Below are 26,515 nucleotides of genomic sequence, written 5' to 3'. Positions count from 1 at the left end.
TACCGAAATGGTGAGAAATAAAAGAAATAGCGGCTCAGTCATTATTCTATCGGTCATAGTTATCGTATTGGTAGCGGGGTTCTTTATGTACAAATCCGGAGTGTTTGGCGGGAAAGAAAAACAGAAGATTACCGTCTACTCCATCTTCCAAGAGGAAGAAGCACGTAAAATACTAGACAAATTCAAGGCGGAGACCGGAATTGATTATGATATTCTGCGTCTGCCTAGCGGTGAGGCTGTATCGCGAATCCAGAATGAAATGTCGAATCCGCAAGCCGACTTCCTAATGGGCGGCCCGGCCGACTCCCACCAGGTATTGAAGGAAGCTGGCTCGCTCGAAGCTTATGTATCACCGAATGCGTCCGATATTGCTGACAATATGAAGGACAAGGAAGGGCACTGGACCGGCTTCTACCTGAACCCTGTAGCTATCGGAATTAACGAGAATCGCTGGAAAGAGAAATATGGTGATGCTCCATATCCTCAATCATTCAAAGAACTGACAGATCCTAAATTCAAAGGCGAAATCGGCATGTCCGACCCGGCGACTTCCGGTACGGCATATACGGCTGTAGCTTCCCTGGCCCAAGTATGGGGCGATGACGAAATGCTGAATTATATGAAGGAGCTTCTGCCCAATTTGAAAGAAAGACCAAAATCCGGTATTGAGCCGATCCAGAAAGCAGCAAAAGGCGAGTACACCATCGGGATTACATTCCTTGGCGACCAGTTAAAGATCAAATATCAAGGCAACCCGATAACAAGTATTGTGCCTGAAGCAGCTGGTTATGAAGTAGGCGCGCTGTCGATCGTGAAGAATGGTCCGAATACGGAAGCAGCGAAGAAGCTGATGGATTATATGCTTACGAAAGAACCGGGAGAAATTTATACTCAATCCGCTTACGCGGTATCTGTGAAGGACTCTGTTCCGATCCCAGAGGGCGGTATTGACATCAAATCCACAAACTACAACTCTTCCTATGACCTGTTGAAGGCTGCTGCGCAGCGCAAGGAATTGCAAAGCGCGTTGAAAGATTTGAAATAAGAGAGCCACTAGCATAGAAGGGGCACTGGACCTTCTGAAGTAACTGATGATCAGTGCCCCTAATAGACAGTAGAAAGGTGGGAGTCGCCCCCTATGATGAAAGAAAAAAAAGGCATCGGGGAGTCGATCAAGAGGCTCTTCAAGGATCCTTCATCGCTCGTGCTCGTCCTGACCAGTTTTATTTTCCTTGGACTGTTTGTCATTTACCCGTTAATCGTCGTCGTTTTCTCATCCGGATTCGACAGCTGGGGGACATTCTTTAGCAAGCCGCGTTATTCCAAGGCATTATTGAATACGATTGTCAGCTCATCGCTCTCTGCGATTACGGCAACGACGGTTGGTTTTATATATGCCTACGCTATTAATTACAGCAACATTAAGGGGAAGAAGTTCTTCCGCTTTATCGCGTTCATTCCGTTACTAGCTCCTTCGGTCATGAGTGGTCTGGCATTCCTGCTTCTGTTTGGCCGCGGTGGCATGATCTCGCAATGGCTGTATAGCAACTTTAATTTCGAACTCGATTTGTACGGATTACCGGGATTATGGATCGTCCAGACGATATCCTATTTTCCACTGGCCTATATGACCATAACCGGCGTACTTCGTGCCATCTCACCAAACCTGGAGATTGCAGCGCAAAATCTTGGAGCACGAGGTTTCAAGCTGTTCCGTACGATTACGCTTAAGCTTGCACTTCCTGGTGTGATTAACGCCTTCCTGCTTGTAGCAATTAACTGTTTCGCCGACTTCGGAAATCCGAAGCTGATTGGCGGTAACTATTCACTGCTCGCTGTGGAAATATACGGTGAGATCATTAATAATGAGCCAGGATTGGCTTCCGTAATGGGGATTATCCTCGTCATTCCTGCACTGCTCGTATTCTGGCTGCAGAACAAGGTGCTGTCAAAAGGCTCCTACCAGACGGTTTCGGGTAAACCTGTATCTGGTCTGAAACGGATCACTACATCCAAGAAAACAGATGCGATGCTCTTTACTTTTAACAGCCTGATCTCGTTGTTCATTATTATGATGTTCGGTATAACGATTCTGTTCGCCTTTACGAAGAACTTTGGTCGTGATAACGCATTTACATTGGATCATATTAGAAAAGTAGTATTCAGCTCATCAAGTCCAGCAGTTATGAACAGTTTAGTATTGTCGCTGGTAAGTGCTGTGCTAGCGGTTGCGTTTGCTCTTGTTCTAGCTTATATCATTGTTCGCAAGCCTTTTCCGGGCAAAAAGTTACTTGATTTCAGCGCGGTTCTACCGATCGCTCTTCCGGGAACCTTCGTCGGACTTGCCTTGATTGTTACTTTTAGCAAAGGGCCGATCATCCTGCAAGGTTCTGCGGCGCTAATTGTTATCGCCATGCTATTGAAACAGATGCCTGTTGGATATCGCGGGTTAACCGCAGCTTTCAAGCAAGTGGATAAATCGATCGAGGAAGCTGCCACCAACCTTGGTGCGAACAGCCGCAAGACATTGACAACAGTCGTATTCCCAATGCTGCAAAAGACCGTCGTAGCCAATTTTGTCTATGCGTTTATGAAAAATATGAATACGTTAAGTACGATTATCTTCTTAATCACCCCTAAATGGGTTGTTGCTGCGGTATCGATCTTCAACTATGCCGAGACGGGAACTTATTATTGGGCGGCTGCGGTGGCCGTGGGGCTTATGGGAGCAACTCTAGGCACGCTTGGGATTATCAAGTTGATCTTCCGCTCCAAAGTAAAAATATTTGATTTTTAGAGGTAGTTCAAAAAGTTCGCTTTTGATCACGAAGTGAATCAACGAAGTGAACTCGGCATCGAATCTTGAATTCAGCCGGGACCTCCGGTGCTCACGTACTCACTACGTACGCTGCGCTCCTCAGTCCCTAGCTTCATTCAACCTTCTCGGTGCTGAAAACCGAACTTTTTGAACCTCATTTGAAGAAGAGGTAGTTCAAAGAGTCATTTGAAGATTGACCTTTTTGAACATCATTTGAAGAAGAGGTAGTTAAATAGAAGGGAGTGGACATGATGGAATCTAATATCCTGCTAGATTTAAAAAACGTAAATAAGGTGTTCGGCAATAACCATGTCCTGAAAGATATAAATCTTCAAATAGAACGGGGCAAGTTCATTACCTTCCTCGGTCCGAGTGGTTGCGGCAAGACAACGCTGCTTCGGTCCATCGCAGGCTTCTACACCGTTGATAAGGGCGAGGTCTGGATTGATGATAAATTAGTCAACGACCTGCCTCCATATAAACGGGGTACCCCGATGGTATTTCAGGAATATGCACTGTTTCCTCATATGACAGTTTTTGATAATATCGCTTACGGGCTTGATATTCAGAAGCGGCCTGAAGGGGAAGTCCAGCAACGGGTCGAGGCTGCTATGGCTCAGGTCAAATTAACCGGACTTGAAGAGCGCTATCCGCATGAAATGTCAGGCGGTCAGCAGCAGCGTGTTGCAATGGCCCGCGCATTGGTGATGAACTCACCGATTATCCTTCTGGACGAGCCGCTCAGTAATCTTGATGCTAAACTGCGTGAAGAGGTGCGTGTTGAGCTGCGGACCCTTCAACAGGAGCTGGGACTAACCGTCATTTATGTAACGCATGATCAGCTTGAAGCGTTGTCGATGTCTGACTATATCGTAGTATTTAACAAAGGCGCTATTGATCAGTACGGTACGCCGCATGAAATTTATTATGAGCCTCGTACTCAATACGTAGCTGACTTTATCGGCACTACAAACTTTATTGATGCTGTCGTTGAGAAAAGCGAGGGAGAAATGGCTACGGTTCGATATGGCCAGGCTGGAGATACTGTAACTGTAACCAGCAAAGAAAGGCTTATCGTCGGCGAAGAAGTTCACTTGTGCGTTCGGCCGGAGTCCTTACGCATTAGACAGCCAGAAGCCGGCGAGTTCAAAATGACGGGAATCATCAAATCATCGATGTTCCTTGGCGAGAAGGAAAGATATTTCTTAGTCGATGAAGTCGGCAGTGAGTGGATCGTTGATGCCTATGACATTGGAAAGACACACTTTGAAGGTTTCGTCCAAATGAGTGCGGCTACTGATAAAATTCATATTATTAAAAAAAGTAATTGATAAAGTAAGGGCATAAGCCAAAAAAAAGGAAGACAATTGTTTTCCTTTTTTTGGCGTTCATTAAAGTGCGTGTCCAAAAAGTCAGACTTTCAGGCTTGTTTAACGGGGGGAATTTCATTTGAAGAAGAGAGGCATTATTTTTGGATTGCTTGTTGTTGCCGTCATTGTTGCAGCGTTGGTTTATCCCGGACAGAAAAACAATCAGCCGCTCAAAGTATATGTTATTTTTCAGGAGGATGAGTCGCGTATTCTGCTGGAGAAGTTCAAGAAAGAGACAGGCGTATCCTATGAGGTCATTCGGATGTCCGGCGGCGAGGCGAGCTATCATCTTCTAACGATGAATAAGACGGGGATCGATGTCGTCCTGGGCGGACCGGCGGATCTGCATGAGCAATTGAAGAACAGCGGCAAGCTGATCCGTTATTCCCCGCGCCACAGTGATCAGGTTCCTGACAAGTATAAGGACAGGCAGGGGTATTGGACAGGCATGTATATGGGACCGCTGGCTATTGGAGTCAATGAGCAGGTATGGAAGCGGGACCCGGAGCTGGCTGACTTGCCGCTGCCGGAGCGCTATGAGGACCTGCTGCGTCCCGAGCTGAAGGGCAAGATCGAGATTCCTGACCCGGAGACGTCTGGAACAGGGTATACGCTGCTGGCTTCGCTGGCCCAGGAGCGTGGGGAGGATCAGGCGATTGCTCTGGTACATGCGCTGAAACAGCAAAGTGCAACGACTACTTTCTCAGGAATCAGCTCGGCACAGCGGCTTGCCCAAGGTGAGGTCGCTGCTGTCGTCAGCTTTATGGGCGATCAGCTGCGGTTCAGGAATTCAGGCTATGCTATTCATTCCGAGGTACCCCCTCAGGCCGGCTGGGAGATCGGAGCGGTGTCGATCCTGAAGAGTGGAAATAATAAAGCAGCGGCAAAGAAGCTGGCCGATTTCGTTCTGTCGCGCGGCGCACAGACGGATTATATGAATTCGGCGTTTTCTTTTCCCGTGCTTCCCAATATTCAGGTCCATCCCTTGCTAACTTCCGTCAATCTCGATCTTCTCTTGCCAACGTACCGGTTCGATACGGCTGCTGAGCATCGCGAGCAATTGCTTGCCAAGTGGCGGAAGGAGAACGGATAAAGTCTGTTCAGTCATGGTCGACAAATATCAAAATAGTGCAACAAGTAGGCATAATTATGCAGGAGCAGCCTGCAAGAAAAGTAATATAATCAAATTGTAAACGCTTTATTTCGGTGTGTGGTATAGGTTGGTTTACCGGTTATCCGGCAAGTGACTGCTGGAATTCATACTGAATTGCATATTCCGGTAGGGGGCTTTGGAATGTATAAGGTGCTGATTGTTGATGATGAGCCGAAACAAAGAGAAGGGCTCAGGATGTTTATCGAGTGGGAGAATTACGGATTTTGCGTGGTGGATACAGCGTCCAATGGAGAAGAAGCACTGGAGAAGTACCGGATTTATTCGCCGGAGCTGGTGATCGCGGATATTCGTATGCCGGGGATGGACGGCTTGCAATTGATCGAGAGGCTGCGTGAGGAAGATCCGCAGCTGCATATTGTGATCTTGAGCGGCTATGCGGATTTCGAGTACGCCAAGAAGGCAATTGCGAACCGGGCAGACGGTTATTTGCTTAAGCCGGTGGATGAGGACGAGCTGATTCAATATTTGCATCGCATCAAGCAAGTGATTGATGAGACGAAGAAGACTTCGCTATGGCAGAATGTCTCAAAGGAGTGGACACGTGAAGCGTTCATTCAATCCATCTTGTCCGGGTCGATGGAACATGATCAATTTACGCTTCACGAGCAGGCAGATCGACTCGGATTGCTCTGGAGGAAGTATCAGATCCTGCTAGTTGTCTCCCCAAAGGACGAGGAGAGCGCCAGCAATGAAGTCAATGTGCTGCGGAGGAAGCTGAGCGCCCGCTTCGAAGAATGCGGCCGTGGTTATGTATTTAGCCATCAAGGTTATGTTGGCGTATTGTTACAGGAACCACTGCTCGAAGTAGAACATGACGATGTATATCATGAACTGGAAGGAAGCGGCATAGCGGAGTTCACAGTCGTATTGGGAGAACGGGTGAAGGAACTGAGCGCTATTCCTCTTTCCTATACTTCAGCGCTGGAATTGATCAAGCTGCAATTTTTCTTTGATCGGGGCAGAATTCTATCAGGGGAGCTGTTGAGCAGGCTTTGGAGCCATGCGACTGATAGAGAGGCTGAGGAGAAATGTACTAATAATACAGAAGAGCAGCTGTTTTATGCTGTAGAAGTTGGCAATCTGGATGCTATCAAGCAACTTGTTGTTGAATTTGGTCATACGTTGATTCGGCGTCATTTCAGTGAAGGAGAGATCAAGCAGCGTTTTGTGGAGTTATTGACACTCATACATGGGAGGGAATTGAAGCAAAGACCGGAGCTGCAAAGCCAGAGCAAGGGATATTGTGATCGAGTTGCAGATATTTATCGCGTACGTACGATCGGAGATATGTTCGAGCAGGTCGAATCTCTGCTGCGATCGATAGCCTCTCCATTGAACGAAGATACGGGCAGGCATCGCGAGGTTCGAATTATGCTTGATCTCATCCATCGTAATTTCCGCGACAATTTGAAGCTGGAGACCTTATCCGGGATTTTCAACTATAATAGCGCTTATTTGGGGAAATTGTTCAAGAATGAGACCGGAGAGTATTTCAATACTTACCTGGATAAAGTGAGAATCGAGAACGCGAAGGGCTATTTGGAGGAAGGACTGAAGGTCTATCAGGTAGCCGAGAAGGTTGGATATACGAATGTCGATTATTTTCACGCCAAATTCCGAAAATATGTAGGCACATCTCCTTCAGCTTACCGCAAGAAGGCCGGAAATGAATAATCTATTGTCACAGGAGCAGGGCAGTCTGATTGGGACCGTCCGGCTCTTTTTTTTACGGAAGAATTTATAAATTTCTATATGAAAAAGCATCTAATTATCCCTGTATGAAGCTCCGTGAAGGCAAGGTATGATAGCACTACGATGAAACGCTTTCATTAATAATATAGAGACGAGGTTAAAAGCTTATGAATTTAGAGGGGCGTTATCCTTATCAGAACCCGGATTTGCCGCTGGATGAACGGCTGGACGATCTCCTATCCAGATTTACATTGGAGGAGAAGGTACAACTCATGTGTCAATACCAGGTCGAGATTCCCCGGCTTGGTGTGAAGAAATATAAGCATGGTACAGAAGGAGCGCATGGTGTGGCCTGGCTTGGCGAAGCGACGGTATTCCCGCAAAATATCGGGCTGGCCTGTACATGGAACCCTGAACTGCTGTGCCAGATCGGCTCGGCCATCGGGGACGAGGCCCGCGTCTATTATCAGCGAGATCCGGGCCTTAACGGGCTCACGATCTGGTCGCCTACAGTAGATATGGAGCGTGATCCGCGTTGGGGACGGACCGAGGAAGCTTATGGAGAGGATCCGCATTTAACGGGTGTTCTCTCTACCGAGCTCGTGAGAGGTATGCAGGGAGAGCATCCATTCTATTACAAGACAGTGGCTACGCTCAAGCATTTCTATGGCAACAATAATGAGCTGGAGCGAGGCAGCGCCTCAGTGAGCATCGATCCGCGGAATAAGCGGGAATATTATCTGAAGGCTTTTGAGATGGCATTCCGAGAGGGCAAGGCAGGTTCAATGATGACCGCCTATAACAGTGTTAACGGGAGACCGTGCAACTTCAATGATGAAGTTAACAAGATCGTGAAGGGCGAATGGGCGATGAATGGCTTCGTCGTTGGCGACGCTGGAGATGTGCTCGGAACAGTGATCGATCACCACTATGTGGATTCCTATGCCGAGGCTGTGGCCGGATCAGTAAGAGCTGGTATCGATAGCATCACAGATGAACAGGATATTTCTTATCAGGCGCTGCATGATGCATTAACTCAAGGTTTATTGCATGAGGAGGATCTTGACCATGCACTTCGCAATACGTTCCGTGTCCGGTTTCGGCTTGGTGAATTTGATCCAGCTGAACGGAATCCGTATAGCATGGTTCCGGAGTCGAAGCTATGTGCGCCGGAGCATTCAGCTTTGTCTCTTAGGGCAGCGAAGGAATCGATCGTTCTATTGAAAAATGATGGCCTTCTGCCGCTAAGGCGCGATATGCGCTCCATTGCCGTGGTCGGACCGCTGGCGGACGAGGCATTAACCGACTGGTACAGCGGTACACCGCCATATCGGGTCACTCCGCTGCAAGGCATCAATAAGAAGCTGAACGGTGACTCCGCATTGTTCCATTCCGGGCTTGATCGTGTACGGCTTCGCTCGGCGGCTACAGGCCAATATGTAGTGATTCGCGGAGAGCAAGCCCGACTTGAAGCCATCTGCCCGGATGCCGGGCAGGCCGAGGTGTTCGAGCGGAATGATTGGGGCTGGGGCAATGTGACATTCAAGGCGCTTAGCTGCGATAAGTATGTTACTGAGACGGATAGCGGACTCATGGCGTCGGCGGACGAGGCCCGCGGCTGGTTCGTGAAGGAATCCTTCAATATTGAACCGTCAATGGGAGGCAGTGGTGTCGTTCAGATGAAGTCGTGGGAAGGCCGACCTATTATCGTGGATGAACAGGGCTGCCTGATCACAGACCGGGAAGATGAGAAGAACCAGGATCTTGCCGATTCAGACTTGGCTAAGGATGAATTTATCATAGAGATGGTCGAAGATGGCATTGAACAAGCAGCATATGCAGCCAGCCAGGCGGAGGCCGCGATCGTTGTTGTTGGGAATAGTCCGTTTATTAATGGAAAAGAAACGATCGACCGCCCGGATATTGTCCTGCCTCCGGCTCAGCAATCTCTAATCCAGGCTGTTCACGCCGCGAATCCGAATACTGTAGTCATCATCGTCGGCAGCTATCCGTTCGCGGTGAATTGGGAGAAGGAGCATGTACCGGCGATGATTTATACATCCCATGCTGCTCAGGAGCTTGGCCATGCGTTGGCGGATGTGCTGTACGGGGATTATAATCCGGCAGGTCGCTTGAATATGACCTGGTATAAATCGGTCTTGCAGCTGCCGGAACTGATGGACTACGACATTATTAAAGGAAAACGAACCTATCAATATTTTGATGGTGAGGTGCTCTATCCATTCGGACATGGGTTGAGTTACACCCATTTTGCCTATGAGGAACTTACCCTGGATCAGATGACGATTCAAGCAGACGATGCTGTGTGCATATCTGTGAGGATCAGGAATACGGGAGAATGGGCCGGGGATGAAGTAGTTCAGCTCTATGTTAGAGCGAATGATTCTCGCGTGGTTCGTCCGCTTAAGACACTCAAGGGCTTTCGGCGAATCCATCTTGAAGCTGGAGCCTCGCAGACTGTTCGCTTCGAATTGAAGGCGGAAGATCTGGCTTTCTGGGACGTCACGCGCGATTGTTACTGTGTGGAGAGTGGTGAATATACGATTGGAATTGGCCCTTCCTCGCAAGATATGAAGCTGTCTACCCAACTGAGAGTAGAGGGAGATACCATTCCGCCCCGTTCGCTTCGCGAGCCGGTCAGAGCAGTTAATTATGATGATTATAACGGCGTCTATATCGATGAATGCCGCGAGGGGGGAGAGAGCCTTGCTCTTCGGCAAGAAGAGGGCTGGATTGCATTTTACGATGTAGATCTAGGATCAGGGGCTTCCTTATTAGAAGCGAGAGTATCAGGAAATATCAAGGGCGGAGAGATCATCCTGACACTGGAACGCCCTGGCGGATCAGCCGTAGGCAGCGGCAAGGTGGTAGCTACAGGCGGTCGTCAGGCATGGACAACAGTGACGATTCCTATAGAACAATGCAGCGGCCGACATAATGTTTATCTGACACTAAGGGGTGAGGTCCAGTTAAGCTGGTTCCGGCTAGTTTAGCATAGGGCCTTCATCGGGTCATAGATCCCGCTTAGCATACTATAGAAGCTTGGCTATGGAGGGGAGGATCGTTACACTGGCCCCTCCATCGAGTCTTGCAGCTTCTTGCGGAATTCGGAAGGGGAGCAGTTCATTGTCTTCCGGAATACACGAATGAAATAGCTGATATTGTCATAACCGACCTCCAGCGCGATATCGGATATTTTCCGATCGGTCCGTCTAAGCAGTTCGACCGCCTGACGAATCCGGTAGGAGTTAATGTAATCAACCGGCGTCTGCCTCGTCATCGATTTGAAGAAACGGCAAAATTGCCCTTCGCTCATCGGAATCAGCGCCGCCAACTCGGATAGTCGGATCGGCTGCCCATAATGGTCCTGAATATATTGAATGACCGTTTTCAATCTTTCGATTTTGGAAGATTCACTGCGATTGCTGCTCGTCCGGCTGCAAGCCCGGTTTCTGCTGTGCAATCCAGACAGCATTAGATAGAGATGTCCTTTGACAGCCCCTTCATATCCGGTCCGTCGATCTTCACAGCATTTCTTAATCGCAGTAATGTGGTCAAGCAGCTCAAGCTCGTAATCTTCTTGCGGCTTAATCCATCGCGGCAGCGTCGCTCTTCGCTCCTGCAGAGGGATAATGATATTCTCCTGAACCGCGTCATATTGGGCACTAGCCAGTAGATTCGTATTAAAGACGAAGGAGAAGAAGCTGCAGCCTTCATCACCGTAAGCATGTGCTGCATGGATATCTCCAGCGTCGATATAGACGGCTTCCCCAGCTTGGACCAGAAAATAGTCAGTGTCGACCTGGAACAATGTACAGCCCTGAGCACAATAGAAAATCTCGGCTTCATCATGCCAGTGACAGTCTATCACATGCTCGCCGGGCCCATAGCTGTACCAGTAAGTGCCGAAAGGAAGCAGTTCACTTCCGTGTGTCCTGACCTCTTTGAGAGAACGGCGTAGTGCTTGATCCATGATTCCTCACCTCATCAATATAGTGTTATATATGAAGCGGATTATATAAGTTTATTTCTATTGATATCAGTATAATGCAACTAGAATCTTATTTGAAGCATCTAACGATGCTATGGACAGAAAGGCGGGCAAACTTTATGAAATTTACAGATGGCAATTGGTTGATCCGCAAGGAGTATACGCTGGATCCAGCCGTACAGGCTCATGATTTTATAGTGGATGAGGATAGATTAACGGCTTACGCATCGACAACGCCGATTCGCGGGCGCGGAGATATGATTAACACTACGCTGCTAACTGTGCAGTTTCACTCTCCCCAGCCGGGAGTGATCGGCGTTAAGCTGGTTCATTTTGCCGGCACAGTAGACCATGGTCCTCATTTTGAGCTGATGCAGGGCGCCAAGCATAGCATGATTACGGAGACGAATGAATACGCCGAATTAAAGAGCGGAAATTTAAGTGTACGGATTGGCAAAGGGGATGAATGGTCCGTTGATTTCTACCGGGATACGCAGCGGATCACAGGCAGCCGCTCCAAATCGATGGCGCATATTACGGAGAATGGTGGACAGACCTATATGCGCGAGGAACTGGATTTATCGGTAGGCGAACTCGTATATGGGCTTGGTGAACGGTTTACGGCTTTTGTGAAGAATGGTCAGGCCGTTGATATTTGGAATAAGGACGGCGGCACAAGCTCTGAGCAGGCTTATAAGAACATCCCCTTCTATATCACGAATAAAGGATATGGCGTCTTTGTCAATGACCCGGGCGCAGTCTCGTTCGAAGTCGCCTCGGAGAAAGTAAAAAAGGTGCAGTTCAGCGTTCCCGGTGAATCGCTGGAGTACTTCATTATCGACGGGCCTGATCCTAAGGGCGTGCTCAGCAAATATACGTCATTGACTGGGCGACCGGCGCTGCCTCCGGCCTGGACATTCGGGCTTTGGCTGACGACCTCTTTTACGACGAATTATGATGAGGCGACCGTCAATTCCTTCGTGGATGGTATGGCGGAGCGGAATTTGCCGCTGCATGTATTCCATTTCGACTGTTTCTGGATGCGAGGCTTTAACTGGACGGATTTCAAATGGGATGAGGACGTATTTCCCGATCCAGCCGGGATGCTTGGGCGCTTGAAGGAGAAGGGATTGAAAATTTGCGTCTGGATCAATTCCTATATCGCCCAGCGCTCCCGCTTGTTCGAGGAAGGCAGAGAACGAGGTTATCTCGTCAGGAAAGCGAATGGCGATGTGTGGCAGTGGAACCTGTGGCAGCCGGGCATGGCGCTGGTTGATTTTACAAACCCGGACGCTTGTGAATGGTATAAGGGCTACTTGCGCGAGTTGATCGATATGGGCGTGGACAGCTTCAAGACCGACTTCGGTGAACGGATTCCGACGGATGTTGTCTATTACGACGGCTCTGACCCTGTGAAAATGCACAATTATTATACTTATCTGTACAATAAAGTAGTATTTGAAGTGCTGGAGGAGAAGCTAGGTAAGAATGAGGCCGCATTGTTCGCCCGTTCAGCGACAGCCGGGGGACAGCAGTTCCCAGTCCATTGGGGCGGCGACTGCTATGCCGACTACGAGTCGATGGCGGAGACACTGCGCGGCGGTCTGTCCTTGGGCTTATCGGGCTTCGGCTTCTGGAGCCATGACATTGGCGGCTTTGAGAATACTGCTCCGGCCCATGTGTTTAAGCGCTGGCTCGCCTTCGGGCTACTGTCCAGTCACAGCCGACTGCATGGCAGCAGTTCTTACCGCGTGCCTTGGGCGTACGATGAGGAAGCGGTGAACGTAACAAGACATTTCACCCAATTGAAATGCCGTTTGATGCCGTACCTGTACGATACAGCGATGCAAGCGACAGAACAGGGACTTCCATCGATGCGCGCCATGCTGCTGGAGTTCCCGGATGATCCGGCGGCTGAAGTGCTGGACCGCCAGTATATGCTTGGCGATTCTCTACTGGTAGCTCCTGTATTTAGCGAAGAGGGCGAAGCATCTTATTATTTGCCGGAAGGCAAATGGACCCATTTCCTGACAGGCCAGACTGCGGAAGGTGGTAAATGGCGCAAGGAAACTTACGATTTCTTCAGCTTGCCGCTGTATGTGCGTCCCAATTCGATCCTGCCTATTGGCGCTAACGATGCTCGTCCGGACTATGATTTTGCAGATGGCGTAGAGCTCGGGATTTATCAGTTGGAGGATCATGCGACGGTTACGAGGACTGTAAGAAATAGGAATGGCAAGACTGAGCTGTCTGTGAGTGTTGCACGTACAGGCGCTACTGTGTTGCTGCAGGCTGAAGGAGCAGGTAAAGCCTTTAAAATATCTCTACATGGAGTAGGTGAAGTTGCAGAAGTACGAGGTGCCCATTGGAACGGGCAGGGCATCATTGAAGTTCCTGCTTACTCCGGGAAGGTCGAAGTCTCTATACAATTAAAATAATGGACATCGCTCACGGCGGTGCAGTAATCTTGAAGTATATACACAATTTCTAAAATACGCTAGTGTAAGCCCTGACTAGTTCAGGCCCGAAATATCCCCTCTTCGAAGAAGACAGGGGATATTCGGCTTTTTAGGAGGCGATGATTTGTGTTAAGCAAGGCGATTCGTATGACCAATAATTTGAAGCTGAAGCATAAGCTGATTATTTCATACCTTGTCGTCGTCATGATTCCTGTGCTGCTGGTAGGCGGTGGGGTCGTTAGTTATTTCAGGGCCCAGGCGATGGATCGGGCGATTGCCCAGACGACCAACAATGTTCAGAAGATCAAGACTCAGCTCAGCAATATGATGCGCATGCCGAATGATGTATCGAATACGCTGCTCCTGGACGAATCGTTGGAGAAGGTCGCCTCTACACATTACCCTAGTGTGCTCGAATTGACGAAGGCCTATCTCTCTTTTGACAGCTTCCACCGTTACATTAACATGTATCGCGAGATTGCCGAGATTCGCTTCTATTATAGGAATCCGACCTTAATCAACAATCTGGAGCTTGTTCCAGTCGATGCTCAGATTGAAGCTACGAATTGGTACAGGGAAGCGATGGAGAGCCGAAGAGCAATCTGGCAATACATCGATGATGAGGAAGAAATTCCGATCCGCAAGCTCAGCCTGGTTAGGCAGGTGAACTTCCCTGAGACTCATACCAGCGGTGTACTTATTGTCTCGTTGGATCAAGAGGAATTGAACCGGATGCTGCGTCAGGAGCCGTTCGAGACACTGATTGCTGATGAGCGGGGATATATTGTCGCTGCCAAGAACCCGGCACTGGTCGGCTCAACTCTGAATGATCTGGATTATGGAGTGAATTTGAATGAACAGGGGAAGGGGGCTCACAAGCTAGATATTCATGGTGAATCCTCCTATATGATCGTAGATCAGCTTATGCCTGAAGCAGGGACGAGCATTCTGAAAATCGTCTCTATCTTCGATACGGCTTCCATTATGGAGGATGCCAACAAAGTCAGCATCATCGGCCTGCTGATCATTTTTCTCGTCCTTATTATAGCCTTGTTCTTCGTCTATATCGTATCCTTCTTGACGACGAATCGGCTGCTCCAGTTAAGCCGCCAGTTCAACCGTCTGGCACTGGGGAATATGAACGTCGTATCCAGAATCGATGGCAATGATGAGATCGGGCAATTATCCCGTCAGTTCAACTACATGGTCGACAGCATCCGGCAGCTGATGGACCAGATCGTAGAGAAGACGGAGCAGAATAATGCGCTGGAGCTGGCACAGCGGGAGATTAAGCTGAAAATGATGGCCAGCCAGATCAATCCGCATTTCCTGTTCAACGCGCTTGAATCGATCCGCATGAACGCCCATATGAAGGGGGACAAGGAGATCGCCAATGTCGTCCGTCTATTAGGGAAGCTGATGCGCAAAAATCTGGAGGTCGGCAGGGAGCAGACCCCATTGAAGGAAGAGATCGAAATGGTTCGCTCCTATTTGGAGATCCAAAAATTCAGATATGAGGACCGACTCAGCTTCGAGGTGAAGGTGGACCCGGCGGCAAGTAACATGATGATTCCTCCACTAGTGATTCAGCCGCTCGTTGAGAACGCGGTCGTTCACGGTGTCGAAGGCAAGATAGAGGGCGTTCACGTCCAGCTTACTGTTGAGCTGTGCGATCAAGCTGTGCGTGTAACGGTCCAGGATGACGGACTGGGGATGACCCCGGAACGGCTGGCGGAAGTAATCCAATCGACGGTGAATCCCGAGGAATCGGAGCAGAAGCGAATTGGCCTGCGGAATGTGCATCAGCGACTGGTCCTGTCTTTCGGCGAAGATCATGGCCTAGTGATTTCTAGCGAGCATGGAAAGGGGACGCAGATTACATTCACGGTACCGCTGTTGAACGATGCAGTATAGGCCATTTGAAGGGAAATATCTTAGAGGATTAATTGGGATGTCTAATTATTATATGGTTTTGTCTGAAATCTATCGGGTATTTCCTCTCTGGTCGGTATATTATCATTGGCTTATACAGAGGAGGAATGGATAGATGGAAACGCTGTCAGCTAGAGTGGATACGGAAAAAGAGAAGTCAATTACCACTCCTAAGCCGCCCCGAAAACGGATGAAAAGTGTATGGCAGAGCATCGTTCAACAGAAATATTTATACCTGATGTCCATGCCGTTCATCGTCTGGGTATTTGTGTTCAGCTATTTGCCCGTATGGGGGTGGACGATGGCTTTTCAGAATTATAAGCCAGCGAAGTCTTTCTCCCAGCAGAAGTGGGTCGGCTTCAAAAATTTCGTAGAGCTATTCCATGACGAGAGATTCTATTTGGTATTAAGGAATACTTTGGCGATGAGCCTGATGGGTCTAGTAGCCGGCTTCATTATTCCGATTCTGTTCGCAGTGCTGTTGAATGAATTGCGCGGCAAATATTTCAAGCGAACTGTACAGACAGTTTCTTACTTGCCTCACTTCGTCTCCTGGGTCGTTGTGGCCGGAATCATTACGAAGATGCTATCGATGGACGGCATCGTGAATGAGCTTCTCATTCAGCTTCATGTGATAGATGGCCCGATTCAGTTTATGGCTGAGGGCAAATATTTCTGGGGAATTGTAACCGCTTCCGATGTGTGGAAGGAGACCGGCTGGAACGCGATCATTTATTTGGCGGCCATTACGGGTATAGACAGGGAGCTCTATGAAGCTGCACGGGTTGATGGGGCGGGCCGGTTCCGACAAATCTGGAATATTACGCTGCCAGGCATTCGCACGACGATCTCAGTGCTCCTGATCATGTCGATCGGCCATTTGATTGGCATCGGCTTCGAGAAGCAATTCCAGCTGAGCAACTCGCTTGTCACGGATTACTCTGAGGTGCTGGATTTATACGCTCTGAAATACGGCATTCAGATCAGCCGATTCTCCTACGGTACCGCGATCAGTATGTTTACTTCGGTGGTGAGCATTATTCTGCTGCTTACGGCTAACGGGATCATGAAGAAAACGACGAAAGAAAGCATCATGTAGGGGGGAGCAGAATGGCTGCGACAAGAGCATTTAATTCCACAAGATCAGATAAAACCTTCGACATTATTAACGTAGTTCTTCTCAGTCTCGTGTTGATTATTACGTTATATCCATTTCTGAATGTGCTTGCTGTTTCACTAAATGATTCTACAGACACCGTTCGGGGCGGGATCTATATATGGCCACGGGAATTTACGCTAGAGAATTATCGCACGATATTCAGCTACTCCAGCTTGCAGCAAGGCTTCCTGATTACGATATTGAGAACATTATCAGGCACGCTGCTCGGACTGATCAGCTCTTCTATGCTGGCTTACACGCTGAGTCGTCCTGACTTCAAGGCACGTAGATTCGTCTCGGTCTTCCTGGCTCTGACGATGTATTTCTCCGGCGGCATGGTTCCGACCTATATGCTAATGCGTCATCTGCATCTGATCGGGACGTTCTGGATCTATATCCTGCCCGGGATCGTTAGTGCATTTAACGTATTCATCATCCGTTCTTTCATCGATGGTCTACCTTATGCATTGCAAGAATCAGCCAAATTGGATGGGGCTAATGACTTTAAAATTTATTACAAGGTCATCCTCCCGTTATGCAAGCCGGTATTAGCAACGATCTCACTGTTCTTGGCTGTAGGCCAATGGAACTCCTGGTTCGATACTTATCTGTACAACGGAAATAAGCCTCATCTAACAACGCTGCAATATGAGCTGATGAAGATTCTGCAGAGCACCAATCAGGGGGCGAGCATGGTTAATGCCAATGATCTCGCCAATCAGATGGCCCAGGTATCGCCTGAATCGATCAAGATGGCGATTACGATTGTCGTTACCGTTCCGATTCTGGTCGTATATCCGTTTCTGCAGCGTTATTTTGTAGATGGTATGACATTAGGTGCGGTTAAGGCTTGATTCGTGATAGTGGAGCGGTAGAACGGTATTTGCAGGCTGAAGCCTGTTATACGATATAACTTCTAATTTCCAAGAGGGGGATTGCAGAAATGAGATGGAGAAGTCCTAAAATGTTCGCGGCGCTTCTGCTGGCGACGACGCTGCTGATTGGAGGCTGCGGTAATTCTGGAAGCAATAACAATAGCAAAGCGCCTGATAATGCAGGAAATAATGGGGGAGCAAATGCAGCGCAAAACACCGAAAGTGCCATGGACACCAGTCCGATTACCTTCACGTTCTTCGGTGCCGATGCCAGCCCGAACTGGAACAATATGCAGGATGATGTCGGCAAATTGATTACGGAGAAGACCGGGGTTACGATCAATGCCGAGTACGATGTAGGCAGCGGCGGTGGAGATCAGAAAGTTGCGATGATGGCGGCGAGTGGCGAGGTACCAGATATTATTTTTGCCAAGGGCAGCTTGTCCAAGTTGGTGGATGCGGGTCTCATTATTGATCTAACGAATTTAATTGATCAGCATGCGCCGAATATTAAGAAGATTTTCAGTGAAAATATGAACCGTTTGAAATACAGCAATGAAGATCAAGCGATCTATGAGCTTCCTACGAATGTCGGTGTGGATCAGCAGTACTTCGATGCCGGCGGCGGATTCGAAATTCAGCAGCGCGTGCTTAAAGAACTCGGTTATCCGCAGGTCCGTACGGTTCAGGATTTTGAGAATGTACTGAAGCAGTATGTGGAGAAGAACCCAACGACAGACGGTCAGCCGACGATTCCGCTCACGTTGAATGCCGATGATTGGCGAATTATGATCAGCGTGACGAACCCGGCATTCCTGGCTACAGGCGCACCGGATGACGGCGAGTACTATGTCAACCCTGAAACCTATGAAGCAATGCTTCACTACAAGCGTCCGGAGGAGAAGGAATATTTCCGTTGGCTGAACCATATGTACAATGAAGGATTGCTGGATAAGGATACGTTTGTGCAAAAGGATGATCAGTACAAAGCGAAAATCGCCAGCGGACGCGTACTCGGTCTGATCGACCAGGAATGGGGCTATCAGGATGCAGAGAATGCGCTCAAGACAGCGGGCAAGGATGCATACACTTATGCGCACTTTCCGGTCACACTGACGGAAGAGTATAAGGATCATTCCTTCCAGTCCGCTGGAGTTGACGGCTACGGAATTGCGATTACAACGGCCTGCAAGGATCCCGTCAGGGCGATTCAGTTCCTTGACTGGATGTCTTCTGATGAAGGTCAGGTGCTTCGGAACTGGGGGATTGAAGGCAAGCATTATACGGTTGATGGGAATGGAACGCGTGAGATTCCGTCGGAAATTCAAGAACGCAAAGTGAATGATTCGACGAACTTTACGAAGGAGTCGGGGATCAGTTTATACTTGACCTTGGGTGCACGTTATGGCGACGGGGTGAAGGATTCAACCGGCAATTATTATACCACCAACTTCCCGGAACAGATTATCGCTGGATATACTGCAGCTGAGAAGGAGACTCTGGCCGCTTATCAAGCAACAACCTGGAAGGATCTCTTCCCGCAGGAGAGTGACTTCCCAGCCAAGGAATGGGGCGCTCTGTACAATATGCCGGTTCCTACGGATGGCGACTATCAAGTCATCTACCAGAAGACGCAGGATATTATCCGTAAGAAAATCCCGGAGGCTGTTCTGGCTAAGACAACGGACTTCGATAAGATCTACGATGATTTCCTTGCCGATTTAGATAAGGCGGGAGCAGAGAAGATGGAGGCCGAATATACGGAGCTTGTAAAAGCACGGGTTGCACTCTTTACAGGTAAAGATATTCAATAGTAGTTCGGGCGGCCTATATAATGCGAGTAAGGACCTCAAATTCCACGTTTTTGTGGAGGATGAGGTCTTTTCTACAGGGATCAGTGATGGCATGAAGAATTAAATATGGATTAGCTGTTGATGAAAACAATGAGGGCGGTGACCGTGTTGACGATAAACAGTGACAGAGAGACTTCATGGAAATTATGGTATAAGCAGCCGGCTTCCTGTTGGGAGGAAGCTTTGCCGGTTGGAAATGGCCGGATCGGTGGTATGGTCCATGGCGGGGGGCAAAGTGAGCTTATTTGTTTGAATGAGGACACGTTATGGTCCGGATATCCGCGTGATCCGCAAAATTATGAGGCACTGCGGCATTTGCAGCCGGTCAGGGAGCTTATATTTTCCGGGAAATATAAAGAAGCTGAGGCTTTGGTGGAGAAAGGCATGCTCGGCCCACGCTCGGAAGCCTATTTACCGCTCGGAAATCTGCATATCGATCATCTTGGCATTGGAGAAGTGACAGACTATGAGCGTGAATTGAATCTGGATACGGGAATGGCCTCCGTTCGCTTTCGAAGCGGGGGAACAACGATGACTCGTGAAGTGTATGTCAGCGCCGTTGATCAGGTGTTGGTGGTACATATATACTCCGAAGATCACTCTCCACTCTCGATGACCGTATCGTTGGACTCACCGCTTAAGCATTTAACAGAAGCAACAGAGAAAGATGGATATCTTATGATGCGCGGCTCATGTCCAAGCCATATTGCAGACAATCATAGGGGAGACCATCCGCAGTCTGTTCTATATGAGGAAGGTCGTGGATTAAGCTTCGCGGCACAGGTCAGTGTCAGGCATGAAGCAGGCAGACTTATGGCTACAGATGACCATAAACTGCGAATAGAGGATGCGCGGAGCATTACGCTTCTATTGGCAGCATCTACTGATTTTCAAGGTTATGATGTGATGCCTGGACAGGGGCAAGGAGTATGCTCAACACCGGAGGAGTGTTGTAAATCTGTGATGCAATCGGCATTAGCTCTCCATGATGCTGATCTGCGCAGTAGGCATATCGAGGAGCATCGAGGGTTGTTCCGCCGGGTGGAGCTGGAATTAGGGAAGGATCAGGAGTCAGCGTTACTGGCTGAGGATGCTTCGGATACAGAGTCTATTCCAGTAGTGGATAAGGATATGATGGCATTAGCCGCATCCAAACCAACAGATGAACGGCTGATTGCGTACCAGGCAGGAGCGAGTGACCCGGAGCTTGAGGCGCTATATTTTCATTATGGACGTTATTTATTGATGGCTAGCTCCAGGCCGGGGACGCAGCCGGCTAATCTGCAGGGGATCTGGAATCCACATATGCAGCCGCCCTGGAACAGCAATTATACGACGAATATTAATACGGAAATGAACTATTGGCCTGCTGAAGTATGCAATTTGAGCGAATGCCATGAACCATTGATCAATATGGTGCAGGAGATCAGCGAAGCTGGCGCCCGAACTGCAAGAATACACTATGGCTGCAATGGTTGGGCGGCTCACCATAATGTGGATCTATGGCGGGTAACGACGCCTTCGGATGGAAGTGCAAGCTGGGCCTGCTGGCCGATGGGTGGAGTATGGCTTAGCCGTCATTTGTGGGAGCACTATGCTTATACATTGGATAAAGTCTATCTGAAGGAAACGGCCTATCCTGTACTAAAAGGAGCTGCCGAATTCTGTATCGATTGGCTCGTTCCAGGACCGGACGGTACGCTGGTTACGGCCCCTTCGACTTCTCCCGAGAATATGTTCCTGACGGAGAGCGGGGAGCCTTGCAGTGTCTCGTATGCGTCAACGATGGATCTGTTCTTGATTCGCGAGCTGTTCGGGCATTGCATCGAGGCCGCGCAGCTTCTTGAAGTGGATGAAGCGTGGGTGGAGCTTCTTAAAGATACGATGGAGAGAATGGCTGAGCCACAGATCGGGGCAGATGGGCGATTGCTCGAATGGATCAGTCCTTATGCCGAGAGTGAACTGGGGCATCGGCATGTATCTCATCTGTATGGTCTATACCCTGGTTCAGCAATAACTCCGGAGGGCACTCCGGAATGGGCTGAAGCAGCACGTCGCTCACTTGATTACCGCATTGCGAATGGAGGCGGCCATACCGGATGGAGCTGTGCCTGGTTGATTAACCTATACGCCAGGTTAAGAGACGGGAATGAGGCCTATCATTATGTCAGGACATTACTGTCACGCTCGACCTATCCTAATTTATTCGATGCCCATCCTCCATTTCAAATCGATGGCAACTTTGGAGGAACGGCTGGCATTGCCGAGATGCTGCTGCAAAGTCATCAGGGAAGCATAGATTTGCTGCCGGCGCTGCCCGCGGCTTGGTCTTCAGGGCGTGTGACAGGCCTTAAAGCGAGAGGAAACTTCACGGTTGATATTGCTTGGGAGAATGGCATGTTAAGCATTGCCTCCATCCTTGCGGCCGAATCGGGTTGGTGCAAGGTAAGCTATGCCGAGCGTTTGAGCATTTCAAGTTTGGATGGAGAGGCGAGGATTGACGGCGAGCGTGTTTGGTTTGAAGCGGGCACGCGTTATTTGGTGAAGTGTGGTAATTAATTGTAAATACTACAGTTATTTCGCTAGTCTATTCAGAACGGGAAAAACAGTTGTAAAAACTACAGTTAAATTCGCTGAATTGATCTTTTCAGGGTAGCGTCGAGAAATTAACTGTACAAAATGCGTCTACTTGTTCCAGAAAAATTGAAATTTAACTGTAGGAAATACAGTTTGTTCTGTTATGGCGTTCTTCTAAGAAAAGAGTAAAGGCAGAGTAAGGCAGGATAAAGCTCATAGGATTATCCTGCCTTTTTGCATCAATGGGGTTAGTGGAGCTTGCGAAAATGCTGTGGTGTCATGCCGGTGTGCTTGCGAAATGTAGCGATAAAATGGCTCGCATCGCGGAATCCGGTATGATGAGCGATTTCTGCGACGGTTTGCATGGAATCCGCTGCCAGCTTTTCTTTGGCTTTATGAATTCTCATTTGCACTAAATAGGCGTAAGGCGAGAGATCAAAAGTATTTTGGAACAGCTGACTTAAATGCCGCCCTGACACATCCAGCACATGGGCCAGATCATTCAGCCCAATATCGGCATTGTTATAATTGCTCTCCATCCATCTGAGCAGAGGGGCCAGCTTCTCCATATTTCGCGTCACAGACGAATTGCTGACTTGTCCAAATTTACTGAGCAGGCCGAGGAAACGATATGCATTCACGGAAGCCTCCAGACCGAATAAATCAGGACCTGTCCCAGTATTCTCGATCATTTCACCGAGAAAATAGGCCAGGGGGGAATCCTTCTCCCAACGAAAAAAGTTCGATTCACGAATGCCGAAGGCGGATAGGATCGCTCCGGCTGCTTCTCCGCCGAAAGTTAAGTAGAAGGTGGCCCATTTAGCATCACCAATCGATTCATAGGCATGGGGAATGCCGGGCGGAAGCAAGACGCCGCTGCCGCGAGTTAGCGTGAAGCTACCTTGGCCATAAGATAGTATGCCTTCGCCTGCCTCTGTTTGCAGCCAATGATAGCAAGGGTAGCCTTCCGGCCGATTGATTTTCTCTTGATTCGGATTGCATCCGACGCTCTCGACTTGGAGCGGAAGCTGCAGATTTCCAGATGGGGCGAAGACAAACCTCCGCCAAGCAGGTTCATCAGCAAGCCATGCAGGTCTATTCATAAAGTCACCTCACTTTAACAAACTCTTGTAGTTCCATATTATTATATTTAGTTACAATTATATTATATATAAAGCGGAAAGTAATAACGGTACAATTGAAATATAATTATATTTCTGGATAAAGGATGTGCTTGCAATGATCAATAACAAACTTCCGAAGATTTGGTACGGTGGAGATTATAATCCTGAGCAATGGGACCCGGAGACCTGGAAAGAGGACGAGCGCATGTTCAAGCTGGCCGGGATCGATGTAGCCACCATCAATGTATTCTCATGGGCGATGCTTCAACCGGACGAAATCACCTATGATTTCTCAGCCCTTGATGCAACAATAGATCGCTTGTACAAGAGCGGGGTATATGTATGTCTGGCAACGAGCACCGCTGCTCATCCGGCATGGATGGCCAAGAAGTATCCAGATGTAACAAGAGTAGATGTGCAGGGGAGAAAACGCAGCTTTGGTGGACGCCACAATTCCTGCCCCAACTCGCCTAGTTATCGCAAATATGCAGCCCTTATGGCTGGGAAGTTGGCAGAGCGTTATAAGGATCACCCGGGACTGCTCGTGTGGCATGTCTCTAATGAATATGGCGGCTACTGCTATTGCGATAACTGTGCAAAGGCCTTCCGCGTCTGGCTCAAAGAGCGTTATGGAACGATGGATCGATTGAATCATGCCTGGAATACCCGGTTCTGGGGACACACCTTCTATGATTGGGATGAAGTCGTTCCACCGAACGAACTGAGTGAGGAATGGGATGGCAACCGCACAAATTTCCAAGGGATTTCACTGGATTACCGGCGTTTCCAATCGGATAGTCTGCTGGATGCCTATAGGCTGGAGTATGAAGAAATCAAGAAATATACACAGGATATTCCGGTAACGACGAACATGATGGGATTGTATCCTGAGCTTGATTATTTTAAATGGGCCGAGTATCTGGATGTCATCTCTTGGGATAACTACCCTGCTCTTGATACTCCAGTCAGCTATACGGCGATGACGCATGATTTGATGCGCGGATTGAAGAGCGGCCAGCCGTTCATGCTGATGGAACAGACGCCAAGTCAACAGAACTGGCAGGCGTACAACTCTCTGAAGCGGCCTGGCGTAATGCGTCTCTGGAGCTATCAGGCTGTCGCGCACGGTGCGGATACAGTGATGTTCTTCCAGCTGCGCCGCTCGATAGGGGCCTGCGAGAAATACCATGGAGCGGTCATTGAGCATGTCGGTCATGAGCACACCCGCGTCTTCAGAGAGTGCTCAGAGCTTGGGCAGGAATTGCATGTGTTGTCTGATAAGCTGCTGGATGCTCGGGCTCATGCCAAGGTTGCGATTCTGTTCGATTGGGAGAACCGTTGGGCGGTCGGGTTGTCTAGCGGGCCATCCGTAGCTCTCGATTACGTGAAGGAAGTCCATAAGTATTATGACGCTCTTTTTGAGATGAATATTGAAGTAGATATGGCAGGTGTTAATGAAGATCTGAGCAAGTACGATATCGTTATCGCCCCAGTGATGTATATGGTGAAAGAAGATTTTGCGAAGAAAATAGAGGATTATGTAGCCGCCGGGGGGACCTTCGTAACTACATTCTTCAGCGGGATCGTGAACGAGAATGATCTGGTTACGCTTGGTGGTTATCCGGGAGAACTGCGTCCTCTACTCGGTATTTGGGCAGAAGAGATTGATGCTTTGTTCCCGGATCAGCATAATCAGATCGTGATGAAGCAGACTTGGGGAGAACTGCAGGGGGAGTATGAATGCGGCTTGCTCTGTGACTTGATTCATTCAGAGGGGGCCGAGGTCTTGGCCGAGTATGGTTCGGACTTCTATCAAGGCATGCCGGTTCTGACCGTGAATAAATATGGCAAGGGCAAAGCTTATTATGTGGCAAGCAGTCCGGAAGCTGCGTTTCTTAAAGGATTCCTGGCTAATCTGTGTGCGGAGAAGAACATTGAGCCGCTTCTGAATGCCCCGGCAGGAGTTGAGATCACCCGCCGTGTGAAGGATGGCACCTCTTATCTGTTCTTGTTGAACCATAACGCATCGGATGTCGAGGTGGATCTTGGCAATAAGGAAGCTGTGGATCTACTAACTACTGAGAGAGTAAGCGGCAGGATTGTTGTTCCAGGCCGAGGGGTCAGAATATTGGAGCAACACTAAAATATATTGAAAAATCTATTAGAAAGAAGTATTATCCGTATACACCGATAAGCCACTCGTCATCCTGCGAGTGGCTTCATCTATATGGGGAGGAATGAAGTTGGAGAATGCAATTCGGAGAACTATGGCGCGAAGTGAACTTAATCAGGCTATCAGAACAGCATTTGCAGGGACAAAAAGTATAGCTTATGCGGAAGAGTTGACGGATGGAATGTATAATACGGCGTACACATTAACCTTGAGCGATGGAATGAAGGTTGTACTCAAGCTTGCCCCCGATTCTTCCATACCGTCGATGCGCTATGAAAAAGGAATGATGCAATGTGAGGTGGAGGTGCTTCGCCTTTTGCGGGAGCGGGGAGATATTCCGGTTCCCGAGGTGTATTACTACAGTGGCGATCAGACGAATCTGGAGTATTTTATTATGGAATATATGTCCGGCGAAACCTTCGTTAAGGTGAAGAAATCCCTGCCTCAGGAAGAGAGGGAAGCGATTGAGGCTGAACTGGGCCGTCTTAATCGCTTAATTAACGATATCGAGGGGGAACGATTCGGCTACTATGCTCTGCGAGAGCAGCAGGGGACGGAATGGCCGGATGTGTTAAGATCCATGTTCGATGGAATTCTAGCGGACGCCCGTGATGCTGGGGTGATCTTGCCCATGACAGAGGATGAAATCTGGACAGTGCTTGATCAAGCGCAGGCCAGTTTGGCAGAGGTTAAGACGCCTTGTCTAGTGCACTGGGATTTGTGGGATGGCAATGTATTTGTCCAGGACGGCTGCATTACAGGCTTGATTGATTGTGAGCGGGCACTCTGGGGTGACTATTTGCTGGAATATAACTTTCGAGCAGTATCGGGCCAATCCGCAGCTTTTTTACGGGGCTACGGTATTGAGCAATTAACCCCGTCCGAGAAGACTCGGAGCCAAATCTATGATTTGTATTTGGTTCTCATTCTACATATTGAATGTGCTTATCGAAAATACGAGGATCAGAGGCATATCGAATGGGTTGCTAATCTTCTGCAGACGACCTGGGATGGATTCACTAGAAGCGAAGACAAGTAGTTTTAGTTAAGTTTTCTATTTACTAAATACCCATAACTGTTATATACTGGAATCAGTGAGGCACACTTCTACTTATTGTTTTAATAATAGGAGTGTGCTTTTTTGTTACATAAATAGGCCCTGGACGGGTTTATTAAGTTAGGCATTCATAGAAGCTTGTTCAAAAAGACCAGTTTTCAGCACCGAGAAGTTTGGATGAAGTTAGGGCGTGAGGAGCAGAGCGTACGTAGTTTGTACGTGAGCACCGGAAGGCCCGGC

Annotated in this window: 16 protein-coding genes; 14 read left to right on the top strand and 2 right to left on the bottom strand. The window is 48.6% G+C overall.

Annotated elements, in window-relative coordinates; genetic code table 11:
- Positions 1-7: 7 nt before the first annotated feature.
- From ABD014_RS19520 to ABD014_RS19495, 6 genes are all read left to right on the top strand, one after another.
- Entirely contained in the window at positions 8-1,045 is a 1,038-nt protein-coding gene (locus tag ABD014_RS19520) for an ABC transporter substrate-binding protein (protein WP_343863933.1), read from the top strand.
- A 93-nt stretch (positions 1,046-1,138) separates the two neighbouring features.
- Complete coding sequence (locus tag ABD014_RS19515; RefSeq protein ID WP_343863931.1) at positions 1,139-2,797, top strand: ABC transporter permease; 1,659 nt, start codon at positions 1,139-1,141, stop codon at positions 2,795-2,797.
- A gap of 269 nt (positions 2,798-3,066) precedes the next feature.
- Positions 3,067-4,149 carry an ABC transporter ATP-binding protein gene (locus tag ABD014_RS19510; protein WP_343863929.1) on the top strand — a complete coding sequence of 361 codons (1,083 nt, stop codon included), beginning with the start codon at positions 3,067-3,069 and terminating at the stop codon, positions 4,147-4,149.
- A 118-nt stretch (positions 4,150-4,267) separates the two neighbouring features.
- On the top strand, positions 4,268-5,281 hold the full coding sequence (locus ABD014_RS19505) for an extracellular solute-binding protein (protein ID WP_343863927.1): 1,014 nt from the start codon (positions 4,268-4,270) through the stop codon (positions 5,279-5,281).
- A 201-nt stretch (positions 5,282-5,482) separates the two neighbouring features.
- On the top strand, positions 5,483-7,036 hold the full coding sequence (locus ABD014_RS19500; RefSeq protein ID WP_343863925.1) for a response regulator transcription factor: 1,554 nt from the start codon (positions 5,483-5,485) through the stop codon (positions 7,034-7,036).
- A gap of 185 nt (positions 7,037-7,221) precedes the next feature.
- The gene (locus ABD014_RS19495) at positions 7,222-10,068 is read left to right on the top strand and encodes a glycoside hydrolase family 3 protein (protein ID WP_343863923.1); all 2,847 of its coding nucleotides are present in this window, start codon (positions 7,222-7,224) and stop codon (positions 10,066-10,068) included.
- A 71-nt stretch (positions 10,069-10,139) separates the two neighbouring features.
- Here ABD014_RS19495 and ABD014_RS19490 read toward each other — a convergent pair whose 3' ends face one another.
- On the bottom strand, positions 10,140-11,048 hold the full coding sequence (locus tag ABD014_RS19490; RefSeq protein ID WP_343863921.1) for an AraC family transcriptional regulator: 909 nt from the start codon (positions 11,046-11,048) through the stop codon (positions 10,140-10,142).
- Between the two features lie 137 nt (positions 11,049-11,185).
- Here ABD014_RS19490 and yicI point away from each other — a divergent pair, with 137 nt between their 5' ends.
- From yicI to ABD014_RS19460, 6 genes are all read left to right on the top strand, one after another.
- Positions 11,186-13,504: an alpha-xylosidase gene (yicI, locus tag ABD014_RS19485; RefSeq protein ID WP_343863919.1), complete on the top strand. Its 2,319-nt coding sequence runs from the start codon at positions 11,186-11,188 to the stop codon at positions 13,502-13,504.
- Between the two features lie 168 nt (positions 13,505-13,672).
- Positions 13,673-15,439: a sensor histidine kinase gene (locus ABD014_RS19480; RefSeq protein WP_343863958.1), complete on the top strand. Its 1,767-nt coding sequence runs from the start codon at positions 13,673-13,675 to the stop codon at positions 15,437-15,439.
- 133 nt (positions 15,440-15,572) lie between these two features.
- Positions 15,573-16,556: an ABC transporter permease gene (locus tag ABD014_RS19475; protein ID WP_343863917.1), complete on the top strand. Its 984-nt coding sequence runs from the start codon at positions 15,573-15,575 to the stop codon at positions 16,554-16,556.
- 11 nt (positions 16,557-16,567) lie between these two features.
- On the top strand, positions 16,568-17,470 hold the full coding sequence (locus ABD014_RS19470) for a carbohydrate ABC transporter permease (protein WP_343863915.1): 903 nt from the start codon (positions 16,568-16,570) through the stop codon (positions 17,468-17,470).
- An 89-nt stretch (positions 17,471-17,559) separates the two neighbouring features.
- Positions 17,560-19,305 carry an ABC transporter substrate-binding protein gene (locus ABD014_RS19465; RefSeq protein ID WP_343863913.1) on the top strand — a complete coding sequence of 582 codons (1,746 nt, stop codon included), beginning with the start codon at positions 17,560-17,562 and terminating at the stop codon, positions 19,303-19,305.
- 120 nt (positions 19,306-19,425) lie between these two features.
- On the top strand, positions 19,426-21,903 hold the full coding sequence (locus tag ABD014_RS19460; RefSeq protein WP_343863911.1) for a glycoside hydrolase family 95 protein: 2,478 nt from the start codon (positions 19,426-19,428) through the stop codon (positions 21,901-21,903).
- 266 nt (positions 21,904-22,169) lie between these two features.
- Here ABD014_RS19460 and ABD014_RS19455 read toward each other — a convergent pair whose 3' ends face one another.
- A complete protein-coding gene (locus ABD014_RS19455) occupies positions 22,170-23,024 on the bottom strand; it encodes an AraC family transcriptional regulator (RefSeq protein ID WP_343863909.1) in 855 nt (284 codons plus the stop codon).
- A gap of 136 nt (positions 23,025-23,160) precedes the next feature.
- Here ABD014_RS19455 and ABD014_RS19450 point away from each other — a divergent pair, with 136 nt between their 5' ends.
- Both ABD014_RS19450 and ABD014_RS19445 read left to right on the top strand, forming a co-directional pair.
- On the top strand, positions 23,161-25,188 hold the full coding sequence (locus ABD014_RS19450; protein ID WP_343863907.1) for a beta-galactosidase: 2,028 nt from the start codon (positions 23,161-23,163) through the stop codon (positions 25,186-25,188).
- Between the two features lie 100 nt (positions 25,189-25,288).
- Positions 25,289-26,257 (top strand): phosphotransferase family protein, encoded by a 969-nt coding sequence (locus ABD014_RS19445; protein ID WP_343863905.1) that lies wholly within the window; start codon positions 25,289-25,291, stop codon positions 26,255-26,257.
- The last annotated feature ends 258 nt before the right edge of the window (positions 26,258-26,515 follow it).

The sequence above is a fragment of the Paenibacillus motobuensis genome (genome assembly GCF_039521865.1).
Classification (GTDB): Bacteria; Bacillota; Bacilli; order Paenibacillales; family Paenibacillaceae; genus Fontibacillus; species Fontibacillus motobuensis.
Note: the sequence above shows the minus strand (reverse complement) of the source record. Positions and strands in the feature narration are given on the sequence as shown.